Consider the following 16,444-nt stretch of genomic DNA (forward strand, 5'->3'; position numbering starts at 1 on the left):
CGGAGACAGTGCGACCGGTCGTGTCCTGTCCGTCGACAACGTATCGTCCTCGGGCACACCAGGATCGAGAGTCCCGTACCCACCCGTTCAGATGTCCAGGGGAGGTTCTCGCCGGCGTCGTGGTCTCGCACTCCGCCTTGGTCAGGGCGCCGCGGCGGCCTGTCGTTCCCGACGGCGACGTAGCGATGGACGTGGTGGGTGTGACCGCCGAGCCCGTCCGACGACCTTCCTGCACGAAGGCGTCGGGCGGCGGTGATGGAGTCGTCGCGGCGGCCGTTGTCAGATAACCGCGGGCGACGAAGTCGTCTGCAGAGGGCGTCGGCGAGGTGGTGTCGGGAGTGTTGACAGAGCACGCTGCGACGGTGGCGGCCGCCAATGTGGCAGCCATAAACTTGATCAGTCGTCTCGCCCTCAGCCTCTCGACCACCAGGGTGTTCCTCCGTCCACAGTATCTCACGCTAGGAGTCATCGTGCACAGTATGCTGATGTCATGCCGTTAGTCATGCGACGCTCATTCACCGCGCATCCAGCGTATCGAATTTTCACGGTATCTGATCCGACATGTGACGAGTTGAGCAACTTCGAAACGGCGTTCTCAGATTTGGGGTCTGGCTTGTTCGGCTGGGGGCCGAATGCGATTGTGGTGAACACCTTGATTGATCCGGGCGTGGCGACGGTCATGGTTGAGGTATGGAGTGAGCCGGCATCGGTTGAAGGAGCACCGTCTGCGGTCGCGGAGTCGTCGCTGGCATTGCCGGGCGGGAGACTAGGTTGCCTGCAGGCCCTCGAGGACGACGTTCAGATTGGATTGAGCCTTCCGGCAGGGCCGGGGACCTACGGCGTGCGAATGGCGGCGTATAACAGGGGCGTGGTGGCTCGGTACGACTCCGTCCGTTCCTCTGACAGCGGCGCGACATCGGAGCGGCCGTTTCCCGGTACATTCGAATCGTATCGCATGCAGTTGTGGCATCTGTCAGATGAACCGCGGTGGGAAGATGACGAGGAGTAGGCCATCGTTTCTGCCTACCCCTCGTCAATGCGATGCCCTAGTCAGTCGCTAACTGATACCGTCAACGACGACGTCGAACTTCTCCTTGTCAAGGATGCGCCATGTATGGTAGAAGGCGATTTGCAGCCTGGCTTGACCGACGTACTGGTTATCCTTCGCGTCGATGACTCGCACCGAGTACCGTTCCAGGTTTCCGTTGCTGCGTGGACCAGTGACTGATCCCTCGTAGGTGGATGCGAACGGATACTCGTCGCAGTTTTGCAGGTTGCCGTCATAGGTGCCGTAGAAAATCCTGCATTGAGCCCGGGACTTCTCACGGTTCGCGTCGTCGTCGGCCGCGTTGTACATCCGTGTCAGTCGCGACGGGACGGATTTGGCGGGCCAACTCGGGAAGGTCAGATACGGCCGGTGGATGGCGTCCCAAATATGCCGCGCACTCTCGTCTTGTTGAGGATCGTTCCCGTCGACGTGGAAGACCAACGGAGCGGTAGGAAAGACGGCGCCGCGAGCACGGCCGGAGTAAGCCGCAGAGTCGTATCGTTCCGGTGTTGCGGCGACGCTAACGTTATCTTGCCACTGCCATTCAGGGTTGGCCGGTGTGCTGAACGACAGGGTCAGGACGGAGACGTGTCCCTCGATCTGGTAGCCGCCTCCGGCCGTCTCTGCGGACATGAAGGTGACAGCGTAGTTGTTCGTCAAGCGCCAGTCAGGTGGGCTGGCTTGACGCGTATACCTGGTGCAGACGTTGCTGGGCTGAGGATCCTTACACTCTTCGAACTCGGTCTCGAGGAAGGTAGTCTCCCACGGCAGTCGCCCGTCAGTGACGATGTGATCAAGTTGAACGATGTAGTCAAACTGTCGTGCGCCGTTATTGCCGTATCCAATTACCACGAACTGGAAGCTCACGGTGGCGATGATTTCCCCGGTGCCGGCGTCACGACCGATGGCGAAGAAGTCACCCCAGGCACACCAACCCAGCCGGTTCTTGTACCAGCCGCCGGTGTCTCCCGGTGTTACGTGCGCGTCAGGCTCCGCGAGACACTCGTCGACGGTGGGGGCGTCCGGGGGTGGGGCGAGACGCGGAGCAGTTGGAGCGACTTTAGGTTGCGAGCGGCCAGTCGAGGCTGGCGGCGGCGTGTCGCTAGCCAGACGCACTCCGCTCTGCACGAAGGCGCCGGGCGGCGGAACCGCAGTGGCATCGGCGTTCGCCCGCTGGGCGCTGAGCGGCAGAACCAGCGCCGTCACGATGGCGATGGACAGAAGGCCGGCACTCTTCAACGGAGCTCCTTAGAGGCGCATTGGAACGGACTGGGCGCCGACGCCGTGTCATCGACATCAGTCACGGCATGCGCCGAGGCAGGCATAGACCAGTTGAGAGGTGGCCTCGTCGTAGACGGCGGTGTATCCGTCGTATGTCTGCTCGACCGATGCCGACAGTGATCTCACCCGGTCGGTCGAGGTGACAACATGGACTCGGCGCGCACTGGAAGCGCCGTCAAGCGGGGCGATTTTCGACGAGTCCACGGTCTGGACCCGGGTCTTCCCGCTGCCGACCGGTTGCAACGCCCGCTGTGCCGCTCGGATCGCCTGTTCGCTGGACATGACCGACGGGCGAATGGCCTGACCAGCCGAGCGTGGGGGCAGCACGCGGCACACCAGTCGCTTCGTCACGCATTCTGCTAGACCGGGCACGACTGACATGCAGTTTTCCGTACCTTTAGCGAGGCATGCCGACAGGGCTTCCTGGTCCACGCCGTTGTGCCGAGCTGACCTACCAGTGACCTCGGGCGTGGACACTGGCGGCGCGAGCACGGTTTGACCCACGGCAGGCTTGCCGACGGTGAAAACATCCGACTGCACCGGGTCGGTTTCCGTGGCACCATTGACGGTCGCCACGTCGACTGAGAAGCAACGTGGGGGCACGTTGACCGCGTCGTATTGCCAGTCCTCATATCGAGGCGGCATTTCACAGGTCTTCGGCTCTCCCGTACCCGTTTCTCCCAGGTAGGGACGGCGCCACACCTGGTTGAGAGTCATCAGTTGCATACGCATCTGATAGGGCTTAGCCGTGGTGACAGCGTCGGGATAACGCACCGCCATACCAGCACGCGTAAACCGAGTGCTGCCGCCGGCCTGCAACGCGGTTGTTGCCACGGTGTTGTAGTCGTACAGCAAATCCCATTGCCCCGCGTCACCGCGACCCAACATCATCACAACATGGTTACGGCCGTCTGGTGTATTGGAGTACGGTGCTTGCGCGGCAGGGATGGCGTGAAATCGTTCCGAACCGACGTTCCATTCGAGCCAGTAGGCGGAGTAGGTCACGGGACCGGTCGACTGAGAACTCCGATCAGCCCTATTACCGAGCTCGACTCCGGTAGTCCCTTGGCTCAGATCCGGCTTAAGCGGCTGCACCTGCAGGTAGGTGTTAACCGTATTACTGAGAATGTAATCTTCCGGATCCCGCCACGCAATGGTCAGAGGGTTGAGCAGCCAGTTCGCCGTCACGCCAGACATGCGTTCAGCTGACTGTGACGCACAGACATCGGTCATCGTCCAGTCGCCGCTTCGCACGGTACAGTCCTGCGGCGTACGACGGACACGGAACAGTTGCGTTGCGCGCCCAGCAGCACATGCCCCAGTTTGGAGCAACGAGCCAGCACTGCTGTCGATTGATTGCAGACACTGAGAATTGGCGGCGTTGATCAGCGCCCATCCGCCGTATGGGTCATTGAGGGGCGCCCGCCATCGCTGCGTCGTCGCCGTGCCACAAGTCGACAGCAAGACACCGTTGGTAGCATTCTTGTCGAGGCAAAGGCCACTCGCCCCATTGCGGAGTCGGTATGTCAATCCCAGCGTGGCGCTCGATGACATCAGCTCCAACCGCCAACGTTGGGTGCCCACCGAACTGGAAACCCCCGTGGTATATGCGCGCATTCGCATCAAAGAGCCGGCCGTGGTGCCGACAGCCGTGATTACTCGATTATCGGTAAGACTTCCGGCGCCGATCGCAACGGGAGCCGACGTGGCGGCCATGGCCGGTTGCGCATACACGATCAGGCCCGATCCCAGCAATACCATTGCCGACGTCAAGGTCATCCACCACCGGGCATGCCGATGCTTCATGAGATGTGACCCTCCCCGTAGAAAACTCAGCCCTGACCTCGGCCCGAGCTGCCGCCTGCTGGTACTGGCGTCCGACGTCAGTGCGGTACCCGCGACGTAGTAGGCGCCTGGCGCTCGACGACCTTTCTGCTGACGTGAGTCTATATTAGAGCGGCTCCTCGGCATAGACAGGCGTCGACCAATGGTTGATGTTCCGATGACTCCCACGTTGCCTTCAGGTGGGTCACGCCGCAGCTGACGCCTTCAAATCCGATCGCCATACTTCGACGAGGTATCGTTTTCCCATTTCGGACGGCGTTCGGGCGGTCGATCCGCCAGCCCCCGTAGTTATATGACCGATGAGCAGCAAGAAGCATCGAGTCAACGCGTCCGCTGATCAAGAATCGGCCGGTTCAAAACATTCGTGGCATCGTGGACGCGATCTTGAAATCGGCCGGCCGGTCGGGACGCTCCTGGCGATAGGTGCCGGTGGACTTCCCAGCCCCGGCAGACCGTGTACGGCTACCCCGCGATGTAAGGATCGTGGGCGTATGCCGAGAGGTTGGCACTGCACAGTTGGGATGATCTCGGAGGCGCGTGTTACACGTGCCTGGCGCACGTGTCGTCGGTGACCCGCGCGGCGGTGACCCGCATCGTTAGGTCAGAGGGTCAGCGATCCGTGCCACCGGTGATGACGTTGCCGGGTCGGTCGGACGATTGCAGTTCGGCGGTGAGCTGGTTTGCGAGGCTGATCGTGTCGTCGGTTGCCTCGGCGTCGATGTCGGCCAGTGCCCGGTTCAACCTGCGGTGCAGGGTGCGGATCGCGTCGATGTGTCCGAGGGCGGCCCGGGCGCGCATGGCTTGCTGGTACAGCTGTTCGTTGTAGGGGCTGTAGCTGATGGCGGCTTCGAGTACTCGGATCTGGGCTGTGGGGTTGTCGGTGAGGGCGTCGGCCAGGGCGAGGTGGGCGTCGAGGGCTTGTTGGCGGATGGCTTCGCGGTAGGGCTCTGCCCATTCGTAGTCGGTGCCGTCGGCGAGGGGGCCGCGGTAGGCGTCGACGGCGCGGCGGAGCGCGTCGATGCGGTGCTGGGGGTCGGTGGCGTGATGGGCTTCGCGAATCGCGGCGCGCATGCGCCACAGGTCGATGTCGATGGTGTCGGGGTTGAGGGCGTAGCGGCGGTGGGGGTGGGTCAGGTAGGTGGCGGACCCGCCGATGCGGCGCATGACCGTACGCAGGTCGGAGACGTAGGTGTAGAGCCGTTCGGGGGCTTTGCTGGCCGGGGCGTCGGGTAGCAGGTCGTCGAGGATGGCTTCGGTGGTGGCGCTGCCGTCGTGGACGGCGAGGTAGACGAGCAGTTCGATGGCCTTTTTGCGGGGTAGGCGGTCGGGGTTGGTGGCGACGATGCCGGCTTCGCCGAGCACGTTGACCGCGACACGGCCCGTCTCGTCGGTGCCGTCCGGGTTCTGCGGCGCCAGGGGCGGGGGCTCGCTGGTAAAGGCGGTGTCGGGATCGGGCCACTGAAGGGCCGCGTCTACCTCGGCGTAGCGGTGATCGTCGGGCATGGCGGGCTCGTTCGTCGGGTTCGATGTTCGGGGCTGGCTGGATTCGGACTCTGGTGTGTCGGCGTCTGCGGGGGGTGGCGTGGCCTCGCCGGTGTGTGCGGCGGCGCGGCCGGTGGCGGTGAGTCGCCACTGGGTTTGGCCGGTGTCGGTGCGGAAGATCTCGGCGTGGCCGGAGTGTTCCGCTTGCACGAGGTGCGCGGTGGCGGTCGGGAAGGGCAGGTCGAGGTGGGCGCCGATCTTGGCGGCGGTGGCTTCGCCCAGATCTGCCAGCGCGGTCAGGACCCGGCTCGCGATGGCATCGGCGGTGTCCTGCGATGCGGTCGCGGCTGCTTCGATGGGCTGGTGAGGCGGGGGTTCGAGCAGGGGTGGGGTTTGCGGTTGCCCGGTGTGGGCTTCGGCCAGGGTGGTGATGATCGCGGTGGTCTCGGCGGGGTTGAGGACGGCGAGGCGGTCGATGTCGGCGGGATGCCGGCCGTGGCGGCTGTCGTCGCCGGGTGTGGTGGAGCCGTCGGTGTCCACGATGACGGTGTCGCCGGCGGACCAGGCGCCGAGCAGCACGCCGTGGATGTCGAGGCGGTGGCCTTGGGCGAGCAGTGCGGCGATGCGGGTGCGTTCGTGGCTGCTGTCGGCGTCCGCGAGGAGCAGGATCGGTGGGGCCTGCTCTTCGTGCGGGTCGGCGGCGCGCATCGCGGCGACGGTGTCGACCTCGTGGGTGTAGACCAACCGACTGCGGTGCAGGACCTCCTGCTCGAGCAGGGTGAGGGCATTGTCGAGGTCATCGGTAACGATCAGACGCGGGGTGCGGGGCAGATTGACCGCTGCCGCGCCGAGCAGCGTCGCCGCCGTTGTGGAGGCAAGCACGACTTGGCCGGGCGGGGCGTGCGGGTCGCGGTCGGCGAGGGCGGCGGTCAGGAAGCCGCGGGCGGCGGGTTCGGCGCCGGGGCCGGTCAGGCCGAGCCCGGACGACGGCCACACGACCGGCGCCGGGTTCGTCAACGCTGGTACCACGGGACGGTCCTGCGCGAGGGCACCGGCCATCCGTGACGGCTTGTCGTCCTCGACTTCTTCGCCGTCGGTCGCCGTCGGGCTGGCGGGCTCGTCGGCGCCGACCGGATGCTCCGTGCCGTGGGTCCGGTCCACCGAACTGCTGTCCGCAGGACGGACGCTGTAGACGGCCGTGGTGGCGGCCGGCGCGGCCGACACCACGGCATCGGCGTCGACGGGTTTCGGGCTGCCGCGCAGCCGGCGTCGGATCTCGGTGACCACTGACGGCATTGGCGCCAGGTCCGGGTCGTCGAGCACCAGCTCGGGTGATGGGGGGCGGCTGGTGTAGCGGCGGCGCCGGTGTGCCCAGACCAGCGTGACGGCGGCGGCGATGGCGGTGGCGAGGCCGATGTCCAGCCAGCTGCCGCTGGTCAGCGACAACCCAGCCTGCGGGCTACGGTCCTGGTCGGCCTGCGGCGGCGGTGCCGCCAGCTCGCCCGGGGACGCCGATGTGGGTGACCTGGTGGGGGCGGAGGGTTCGACGACGCCGTCGCGTTCACCGTCCGTTGACGGTGCCGGACTTGGGTGCGCCGATGGCGAAGTCGGTCCGGGGATCGGCGTGGCGGGCGAGGTCGGCTCGGGTGCGGGTTTGCGAGCGCGGGTGGGCAGGGTGAGGGTCCAGCCGGGTTCGATGTGGTCGCCGCCGTGCATGCGCGGGTAGCGGTCGGTGTTGAGCCGGTAGATCTGCTTCCAGCGCTGGGCGCTGCCGAGTCGGTCCGCGGCGATGCCCCACAGGGTGTCGCCGCGCTGGACCGTGACCGTCGATGACGACTGCTCGGGCCGGTGCTCATCCCGGTGCCCGGTGACCGTCGTGGCCGTGGCGGTGGCGGCGTTGACCAGGTTCTGCGGGCCGGGTGGGACGCTGTCTTGCGCGGCGGCGGGGATGGCGGCGTGTGGTTGCGGGACGCCGACGGCGGTGGTGACGGTGGCGGCGCCGAGCAGCGTCGCGGCCAGTCCCTGCACCGGGCCGGGTAGGTAGATCGCCAGGCGAGCCCACCGCCAGCGCCGCACCCTGGCCCAGATTACGGCCATGACCGTGGCGGCCAGCAGCGCCCAGATCAGCCACGCGCCGGCCTTGACGCTCGCCGCGACGTACTGCGGCTGCATCGGGTCCTTCAGCCAGTTCTGGATCTCCAGCGAGGACGGCACCTGATCCGGCAGCGGGCTCCCGCCGATCGCGGCCAGCAGCAGCGGGACCACGGCGAGCAAGGTCACGACGGTGACCGTCGTGCGGATGGCTGCCATCAGTCGGATCATCTCTACCCCCTCTTTCTGGCCGTCGCTCCGCGGCTCTACGGATCCGAGAAGGTCGGTCCTCCGGCATCCGCGCCCGGCGTGATCGCCGACCGCGTTTTCGGCAGCGAAGCGGTGCGGTGAGGCTAAGCAGACGGCCACCCCGGTAGCGGCTTTCGCGCACTCACAACCACTCACAACCACTCACACAGACTTACAACCGCAGGTCAGAGCCCCGCAGCGCCACGACCTCTGGCGGACACGTTGAGTGAATGTGGAGTGACTGATCGTCGATCTTCTGCTTCACTAGCTGTCGTGCATTCACGGCTGGCGATCGATTACGGCGCTGCCACGGTGCGAGCGGTCCTGGTCGCGCCGGGCGGTACGACAACGCTGACCCTCGACGGAACCGGTGAGATGTCCACCGCCGCCCACATCACCGACAGCGGGATCGTGACCGGTGCGGCGGCGTGGCGGCAGGCCGCCACCGACCCGGACGGCCTCGTCATCTCGCCGCTACGCGCCGGCACCGGTCAGGTCACCGCCGGTGGACAGCAGGTCGAGGTCGTCGACCTGGTCGCCGCGACCCTGCGACAGGTCGCGGCCGAAGCGCACCGCGTCGCCGGCGAGCCGGTCGACGATGTGCGCCTGGTCGTCCCGGCCGGCTGGGGACCACGGCGCCGCACCTGGATGCGTCACGCCGCCCGCGGCGCCGGTCTGGCCGGGTCCCGCCTGGTCGAGGCCCCGGTCGCCGCCATCGCCCGGCTCGATACCCGCACCGCAGCAGAGGGCCGGCCGGCTGCTGAGGGGCCGGCGTTGGTGATCGACGTCGGCGCCGGTTGCGAGGTCACCGTGGTGCAGCGCGACGAGTCCGGCGGCGAGGTGGTGTCCACCCTCGCCGATCCCGACGCCGGCGGCGACCGCCTCGACATCGCCCTGGTCACGACGCTCACCGCGACCGACCTGCACGACATGCCCGCCGAGCAGCGGTGGGCGATTGTGACCAACATCCGCACCGCCCGTCATGCCTTGTCGGAGCAGGTTGCGGTGACCATGCCGATGCCCGACGGCCAGCCACCCATGGTTATCAACGCGACTCAGGTGGCCGAGGTCGCACGGCCGGTGTTCGAACGCGCCGGTGAACTGGCCGCGCAGGCCCTCGACAACGCCGACCTCACCCTCGACCAGGTCAGCGGCGTGCACCTGATCGGCGCCGCCGCTATCACTCCCGGCGCCGGCGACATGATCGCGGCGAAACTCGGCACCGTCCCCGTGCCGGTGGAGCCTGCTGACGCCGCGGCGGTGCTGGGCGCCGCCGACGCCGACACCACCGCGACGACGCCGGTGGAGGAGTCGCTGCCGCTGCCACCGGTGCGCAGGCTGATCACCCTCGCCCTGCCCGGGGTGGCGTCACTGGCGCTGTTCGCGTCCTACATCTTCTTCTCCGACGACTACCGCCTCGGCTTTCACAACACCACCGTGCCCCTGGCGAACTGGGGCATACCCGCCGTCGCGGCCACCCTCGCCATGATCTGCCTACTGCAAGCCGCCGCGCTATTCGCCGCCCTGCTCGACCACAACACCCCCACCCCGCCGGACCAGCCGACCGGCAGGATCAGCGGCGGCATCACCATCGCGCTGCTAGGCGGGCTGGCCACCGCCACCATGTACGCGACCACCGCCGGCCTGTACTTCAACCAGGCCATCCCACGCCTGGCACAAGGCATCGTGCTGACAGTCCTGCCGATCGCCGTACTCGCCGCGGCCGTCGCCGTGCTCGCCTGGCGGCGCGGCGTCACCCCCATCGGCGGATGGGACGGCTTCCTGACCTTCCCCGCCAGCTCGATGATCACCGCCGTCGCCGGGATCGTCGCCGTGAACCTCTGGTACACCGTCGCCTGGCCCTGGCAGTTCGCCGGCTGGGCCAACGGCATCGGCCTGGCCGGAGGCCTCCTCATCGGTGTCGCCGCCGCCTGCACCCTCGTACGGCATCCCGGCGCCCGGCTCGCCCTGACCGTCCCGATCGGCTTCTTCACCGTGATCATCTCCCGCACGGGACCCGCACCCCTAGCCGTCATCTGGGCGCTCGCCGTCGCCTGCTGGTGGGGCGTACGCGCCTGGACGCTGCTGCGCATCCCGTCGATCCGACGCTGAGCCCGAGGCGAGTGGTCGTGCGTTGGATGAACCGCCTCGCCACCGCGCTGACCGTGGTCGCTGTCGTCGTCGGCCCGCCGCTGCTCGCCGGCATCTGGCTGCATCACCGCTGGCAGACACCGACCCGCGCGCAGATCGCGGCATGGGCGCAGCAGCCGTTGACCGCCGGCACCATCATCGCCGGATGCGTCGCCGTCGCTGGACTCGCTTGGCTCCTGCTCCTGACCCACATGACCCGGCGCGCTCTGGCGGACATGCGCCGTCGGCTGCGGCGCATGCGTCACTTGCCCGTACCCACATCGGCCCAGATGACCGCCAGCTCCATGGCCGGTGTTGCCGCGTTCGTCCTGCCCACCGCCGCCACCGGCCACCCGAAGCCGTTGCCGTCGGCCACCGACAATACGCAGCCCTCGGATCCATCAAGATCGAACCGCCACACCGACCGGTCGGTCCAGACGAAGCCGTCAGGCGTCACCTTGCCCGGTGGTGGCTGGATCCCGTACCCCACCGCCGCCGCGATCACCGCGCTCGCCGCCACGCTCTGGCTCCAACGACGCCGCCGCTACCGGCCCGAACCAGGACAGCCCCGCGACCACCGCAACGACCCTGACCTGCAACCACTGCCCGACACTGTTGGCGCCGTTGCCGCCGCGTTCAGCGACGAGGTCACAGAAGCCGACCGCACACCGCCACCTCTGCCGGCACAGCGGCTACCTGAAGGGGTTCTGCTCCTGACCGGACCGGGTGCCGCCGCAGCTGTCCGAGGGCTCGTCGTTGAGGCGGCACTTAGCAACGCCTCCACGGTGGCGATACGACCCGACGATCTCACCGCTCTGCTGCCGTCCGGCGGCCCGGTCACCCTGGCCGTCGCCGAGCTCATGACGGGAACTGACATAGACGCTGCAGCCGGCACCGTCGTTGTGCTCAGCGAAGGGTCGGTCACCGCAACGCACCGTTGGCATGTCACCGTCGATGGCACCGCCACCGGCCCCGACCTCACCGAGCCACGTCGACTCTGCACCCTCGACTCGCAAACAACCGCCAACCTGCTGACGCTCATCCAACGCTCGCACCAGCCCCCGTCGGCCGCGATCCCACCCTCCAAGACCGCGCCGAGCGAGCCGCCCGCACCTCAGGCCGAGCCGGTTAGTGCCCCCAGGGCGCGGTTCACTGTGCTCGGCGGTTGCCGGCTAACTATGTCCGGTGAGTCAGTCAAGCTCCGACGTACCGCGAGCCTCCAGGTCCTGGCCTACCTGGCCATCCATCCCCACGGCGCCACCCGCAGCGAACTCACTCGCACCATCTGGCCTCACCTTCCGCCGGCCACCATCAGTCAACGCCTGCACACCACCCTGGCCGACCTACGGCAACAACTACGCCCCCTGCTCGGCGAGGAGCCCGTCACACGCCACGACGACCGTTACCGGCTCAACCTCCGCGTCATCAGTACCGACCTGCACTCCTGGCGTATCGCCGTCGATGCCATGGCCCACGCCGTCGGCACCACCGACCGACACCACGCCTGCCGAACCGTCATCGACCTGTACCGCGGCGATCTTGCCGCCGACCACGCCTGGCACTGGCTGACCCCCGTCCGCGAACAAACTCGCCGCACCGTCATAGACGCCTACGCCACCCTCGCCGAAGGCACCAACCCCAATGAGGCCCTCGCCCTGCTGCAACGGGCCATCAGGTTTGATCCCTACAACGAGGCCCTATACCACCAAGCCGCGAGCTGTCTGCAAGCTGTCGGTGACCATACGGGCGCTGCCGACCTGATCAAGCGCCTCCACCACCGAATCGCCGAAGAAGAACAATCAGCGCGTTGATCTACTCACGCTCCGACAATCGCCGCTTTAGACCGCGGCGTTCACTAGAGGTGCGATGGTTACGCGTGATGGCCCTTTCCGGATGCCCTTCGCGCTGGTGGCCGCGAGATGTCGCCAGCGGCGGATATCCAGCAACGGATGGGCGAGGTGCCAACCACCGGTGGCTTCGGATCAGCTTTCCATGGCTAACAGCCCTTTATCGGCGCAGGGGATTGGAAGGATTCGGATCTTGGTGGCTTTCGTACGGATCTACGGCCACCACTTCAGCCCGACGCACGGCTCAGCCGTTGAGCTGACGTCCTGTGTGAGCCATCGATCAGAGCGAACCGTGGGGTTCCCGGGTGAGAGGCTCATCGCGGGCCTTCCCGAAGTTCGAGAGCGCTGCACGTCGCAAGCGACAGCAACAACTCGGCCGCCTTCAACCTCGGAACCTCGGGCCGTGCCGCCTACGCAGGGACGCGGCAGGCAGATCGACGACCTGCCCTCGCTAGATCCACACCGCCGCCTCGATACTGAGCCTTTTCCAACCTGATCTTGCAGGTCAGCCTAGGTCGATAGCGGCCGCTGATCGATGAGGGCGAGGCTCCAGGTAGGACAGCAAATCGACCAAACCCGAGTCGGTCGATCAGTCCTCCATTCGCTGAAGCATCCATGCTGTGTTCTCACCGTACTCACCCCCCACGAACAGGGTCAGCCAGTCACCTCGGCAACTGTACTTCATTTGTTCTTGCCCATCGGTGCTGTCATCGTCTACAGAGTTCGACAGAAGCAGCATCACTCGGTCGACATTCTCTACCGAGATGTCCGTGCTGTCATTGAGGTCTAGGAACAGGATCTGGTTCACGACAAGATACGGTTTCCGGTCTGCGCCCAGACTTCCCGAAGCCTCGGGTGAACGGTCTGTAGGGCCGGGGCCTACAACGAAAGTACCGTCCGCGTCGAAGTCGAAGAACGTGGTCATTTTGCCGTCGTCCGACTCTTCGCTGGCGGGCGGCAGCCGAGAGGTCACCTGCCAGTTACCTACCAGGCATTTGTCCGGCCCCAGGGCAACCGACGTCGCATAGATGATGACTGCCCCTAATGTAACGGTCAGCGCCACGATCGCAGCCGCCCCGGCCAGCGGCAGCACGAGCCAGCGGGTGTGCGCCGGCCCTGCCGCCCGCAACCGAAGCCACAACTGGACCACGATCCATCCGGCGGCGGCGTAGCAGATGACCCGGAATGCGAGACGTGCGGCCACGTCCAAATCTGCGACATCTACCCTGAACAGTGGTGTGATCATCAGTAGCCCTGCCACGCCAAACAGCAGCGCGTAAAGCAGTCCGCCCGCCACGATGGAAATGACGTTAGCGGTGACCGGCTTGCGATCCAGCAGCCGAAAAGACCGCTCGACCCTCCGATCAATCGCTTGCTCCCACCGCCCGGTGATCTGCGAGCTGCGGCTCGACAGAGTCGGCCAATCGACTCTTTGCGCGAACCAGAAACCTACGGCCATTCCGGCTGCACTCGCTGTTACAACGATTGACTCATCGTCGAGGAACCAGGAAAACGTCCAACCGGCGATGGCAGCCAGCAGGATCAGGGCGACCCAGTGTGCAAGGCGATGGTTGTGGGTGTGGACGCGATGACCTTCGGTCAAGATGACGCTGGCCGCGATGACGCCGATCGGCATGATGAGCAGCGCGGCCTGCCTCGGCCATGTCGGCGTGGGAGCGAAGGCTGTGAGCCACTGCCACACGGTCACCATCAGCAGGATCCAGCCGAGGATGACCAGCAGCAGTGCCCCGATGAGGCTGTAGATCCGCACTGATGTGGGGCGGATTTGGGCGGCGGCGTCGCCGGCCGGCCCTTCCGGGGCCGGCGTGGCGTGCCGGGCTGCCGGAGTGGTGGATTCACCGCGGAGCAGGAACGTCACTACAGCGGAACCGACGACACCGCCCAGGCCGGCCGCGAAGTCGGTGTCGGTCAACACGTCCGGGCCGTCACGGCCGACAAGCATTGTCAGCGCGACAAGCACTACGTAGGCAATGATCGCGAAGGCTGCAGCCCGGATTAACGGCCAGTATGCGCCCATCCGATACCTCCGCACCCAGGCAACCGTTCCGTCACCATATCGGGCGGGGGGGGAAGGGCACCCGCCCTCTGAACGGCCAGGACTGAGCGGGCCTGCGCGCCGATGCCTTGAACCTTTTCATCGTTCGTAGCGGTCGGCTTCGACGTGGTGCAGAACGAGGGTCGCTCGCACGATCGCGGTCGCCCGGCGCGGGCAGCAGCGCAGCTTGATGAGGACTTTCCAGGTCTTGAGCGTGGCGATCGCCCGCTCGCCGCGGACGCGGATCTTCGCGTGCGCCCGGTTGACCGACTTCTGCCGGCGCGACAGCTTCGGCCGGAAACGACGCCGCTTGAAGGGGGTGCGCACGCTGCCACGGGCTCCTTGATAGCCCTTATCGGCGAAGGTCACGACGTTAGCGCTGAGCAGGGCGATCGCTTCCGGGACGTACCGCCAAGCGGTGGCGACGCCGATCTCGAAGCCGGCGGCAAGGCGGGCGTAGGTGTCGCCGTTGCGCAGGTGGGCCAGGGCGAGCAGTGCCTGCCGGCCTGGGCTCAGCCGCCGCCATCGGGATCCGCGCTGCTGGCGGTCGCTGCGGATGCGGTCAGCGAGGTGGTTCAGCGTCCGGCTGGACAAGGTGATCGTGGCAGGTAGGACAGCATGGCGAGGCTCCGGGTCAGGGCATCGGGTTTTGGTCGATTTGCTGTCCTACCTGGAGCCTCGCCCTCATCGATCAGCGGCCCCTGGCGACCTAGGCTGACCTGCAAGATCAGGTTGGAAAAGGATCACTGACTAACATCGAAGCGGGAGTCAATTCAAAACTGACGTTACTTTAAAAGGTCGAGCGAAATCATTCGTCACGCAGTCGCAACGGGCCGCTTCACCGGAAGCTGGAGAACCCCGACAGTGAGCGGAGGAAGGCCAACCCGACCAGTCGTGTCGTAGATGTATTCCCGCGCGTACGGATACATTGCAAATACGCCTGTTGTAAAAGAGTACGCTCTAAGCTCTTCGTCTGTGACGGGGGAGTCGTCTTCTCGGCGCTCAACAGTAAAGAGTGCTGCGAACTCAAACGATATGTCTGCAATCAACGAAGCCTCGTCGTCGTCGCTGCCCTCAGTACTCGCCGACAAATCGCGGGGTTCTTCGCTTGAGACCGTGGTCACGACTTCATTGACCTTCACAGTATATTTCGTCCTCAAGACGAATGCGTCACCGTCGTTCTCGTCACGTTCGGCCTCGATGTCAGTATCCATCGACCAGCGCAAGTGCACGGAATGCCCGGGAAACCGCTCCATCTCGATCGATGAGCGAAGCAACCTGATGTCTCGGACCTGTGCGCGCGCAGCAAGGCGAGCTGCCTCCTGCTGCGCAGCGTACAAATCCAAATCGCCAGAAATCTTCACGCGGTAAGTTCCCAATCCGACCTTGCGCGCCAGGTTCGAGCGAGATTTCCCTTGGTGACCGAAACACCGGCATCAACCACGGTGGGCTTCTCGGGACTGTAGGTCATCAGGCTTGTAGAGATCCAGTCGCATTCTGCCGGCATCTCCACCACCACCTTGAGCCGCGCCTCGACTGCGCGTGCATAACGCTGCAACGTCGAGAGGCGAGGATCGTTAGCCTCGTTTTCGAACTCAGACACAGCAGGCTGACGAACGCCCATCCGGCCAGCAACTGCCTTCTGCGTAAGGCGAAGCGCTCGCCTCAGCGCGATGAGGCTGTCCACGATTCGATGACGTTCTTCGCCATCTTCGTAGGCGGCCCGCACCTCCGGGTCCTGGAGAGACTCATCGAGGTACGAGGCGAACTCATCGTCGAACATGGGGGCTTCGTACGGAGCGGAACTCGTGCCCGAATCGCGAACCACGCTCACGTTTTTCTCCTTCATCGCGGACCGCTAAGCCCTCAACGAGGCTAGGGCTTTATCGGTTACTCCCGATACTAGGCTCCCGACCGTCGCCCTGCCAGTGGTATCGGCCAGCTGGTCACACTTAGGGGGACGGTCGGACAGCCTACGGGTGCTTACCGTACTGCCCCTCCCACTGGGTACGACGCGACTCGGCGCGCTCCTTCTCGACCTTAGGAGTCTTCCTCTGATTCTTGTAAAAAGCGGTCAAAGCAACACAATCCGGACCCCAATGGAAAAAAAGGACTCGATAATGATCGTTTCCGACCTGGGTTCGAGCCTCATACATCCCGCTGCCCAGATGATCAATGTCGTGCCGCCGGCTAGCGCCTTCCAGATATCTTTTGACTACGGCAAGCAGGCGACCCTTGCCAGCCGCAGGAAGGCTGTTGAACTCCTTCTTCGCGGGCTTGCCATCCTGCTCCGGGTGATACCAGATCCACTTGCGCTCTTGGCGGACCTGGGGGCTAGCGTCCGAAGCTTCAGAGTCTTTCTGGCGCCTTTCTCTCGGCACTCAGGCCTCCGATCTCCAACCTGTTGGAATTGGC

General features: G+C 65.6%; 11 protein-coding genes. 3 read left to right on the plus strand and 8 right to left on the minus strand.

What is annotated here, in order from left to right:
* Positions 1–490 precede the first annotated feature (490 nt).
* A complete protein-coding gene (locus tag Aau02nite_RS31485) occupies positions 491–1,009 on the plus strand; it encodes a hypothetical protein (RefSeq protein WP_212992230.1) in 519 nt (172 codons plus the stop codon).
* A gap of 48 nt (positions 1,010–1,057) precedes the next feature.
* On the opposite strand, the gene Aau02nite_RS31490 is transcribed toward Aau02nite_RS31485, so the two are convergent.
* The 3 genes from Aau02nite_RS31490 to Aau02nite_RS31500 form a co-directional block, all read right to left on the minus strand.
* Entirely contained in the window at positions 1,058–2,287 is a 1,230-nt protein-coding gene (locus Aau02nite_RS31490) for a NucA/NucB deoxyribonuclease domain-containing protein (protein ID WP_212992231.1), read from the minus strand.
* Between the two features lie 57 nt (positions 2,288–2,344).
* Entirely contained in the window at positions 2,345–4,135 is a 1,791-nt protein-coding gene (locus Aau02nite_RS31495) for an RICIN domain-containing protein (protein WP_212992232.1), read from the minus strand.
* Between the two features lie 648 nt (positions 4,136–4,783).
* Complete coding sequence (locus tag Aau02nite_RS31500; protein ID WP_246595590.1) at positions 4,784–7,966, minus strand: BTAD domain-containing putative transcriptional regulator; 3,183 nt, start codon at positions 7,964–7,966, stop codon at positions 4,784–4,786.
* A gap of 303 nt (positions 7,967–8,269) precedes the next feature.
* On the opposite strand from Aau02nite_RS31500, the gene Aau02nite_RS31505 reads away from it, so the two are divergent.
* The gene (locus Aau02nite_RS31505; RefSeq protein WP_212992233.1) at positions 8,270–10,108 is read left to right on the plus strand and encodes an Hsp70 family protein; all 1,839 of its coding nucleotides are present in this window, start codon (positions 8,270–8,272) and stop codon (positions 10,106–10,108) included.
* Between the two features lie 26 nt (positions 10,109–10,134).
* Positions 10,135–11,937 (plus strand): AfsR/SARP family transcriptional regulator, encoded by a 1,803-nt coding sequence (locus tag Aau02nite_RS31510; RefSeq protein ID WP_212992234.1) that lies wholly within the window; start codon positions 10,135–10,137, stop codon positions 11,935–11,937.
* Between the two features lie 625 nt (positions 11,938–12,562).
* Here the strand turns inward: Aau02nite_RS31510 and Aau02nite_RS31515 are convergent.
* The 5 genes from Aau02nite_RS31515 to Aau02nite_RS47915 all read right to left on the minus strand — a co-directional run bounded on the left by Aau02nite_RS31515 (position 12,563) and on the right by Aau02nite_RS47915 (position 16,410).
* On the minus strand, positions 12,563–14,011 hold the full coding sequence (locus tag Aau02nite_RS31515; protein WP_212992235.1) for a hypothetical protein: 1,449 nt from the start codon (positions 14,009–14,011) through the stop codon (positions 12,563–12,565).
* A 117-nt stretch (positions 14,012–14,128) separates the two neighbouring features.
* Positions 14,129–14,629, minus strand: coding sequence for a transposase family protein (locus tag Aau02nite_RS31520; protein ID WP_212992255.1), 501 nt, complete (start codon positions 14,627–14,629; stop codon positions 14,129–14,131).
* A gap of 215 nt (positions 14,630–14,844) precedes the next feature.
* Positions 14,845–15,243 (minus strand): hypothetical protein, encoded by a 399-nt coding sequence (locus tag Aau02nite_RS31525; RefSeq protein WP_212992236.1) that lies wholly within the window; start codon positions 15,241–15,243, stop codon positions 14,845–14,847.
* A 146-nt stretch (positions 15,244–15,389) separates the two neighbouring features.
* A complete protein-coding gene (locus Aau02nite_RS31530) occupies positions 15,390–15,812 on the minus strand; it encodes a helix-turn-helix domain-containing protein (protein WP_212992237.1) in 423 nt (140 codons plus the stop codon).
* A 190-nt stretch (positions 15,813–16,002) separates the two neighbouring features.
* Positions 16,003–16,410, minus strand: a complete 408-nt coding sequence (locus Aau02nite_RS47915) for a type II toxin-antitoxin system RelE/ParE family toxin (protein ID WP_212992238.1) — start codon at positions 16,408–16,410, stop codon at positions 16,003–16,005.
* Positions 16,411–16,444 lie beyond the last annotated feature (34 nt).

This window comes from Actinoplanes auranticolor, from assembly GCF_018332655.1.
Lineage (GTDB): Bacteria > Actinomycetota > Actinomycetes > Mycobacteriales > Micromonosporaceae > Actinoplanes > Actinoplanes auranticolor.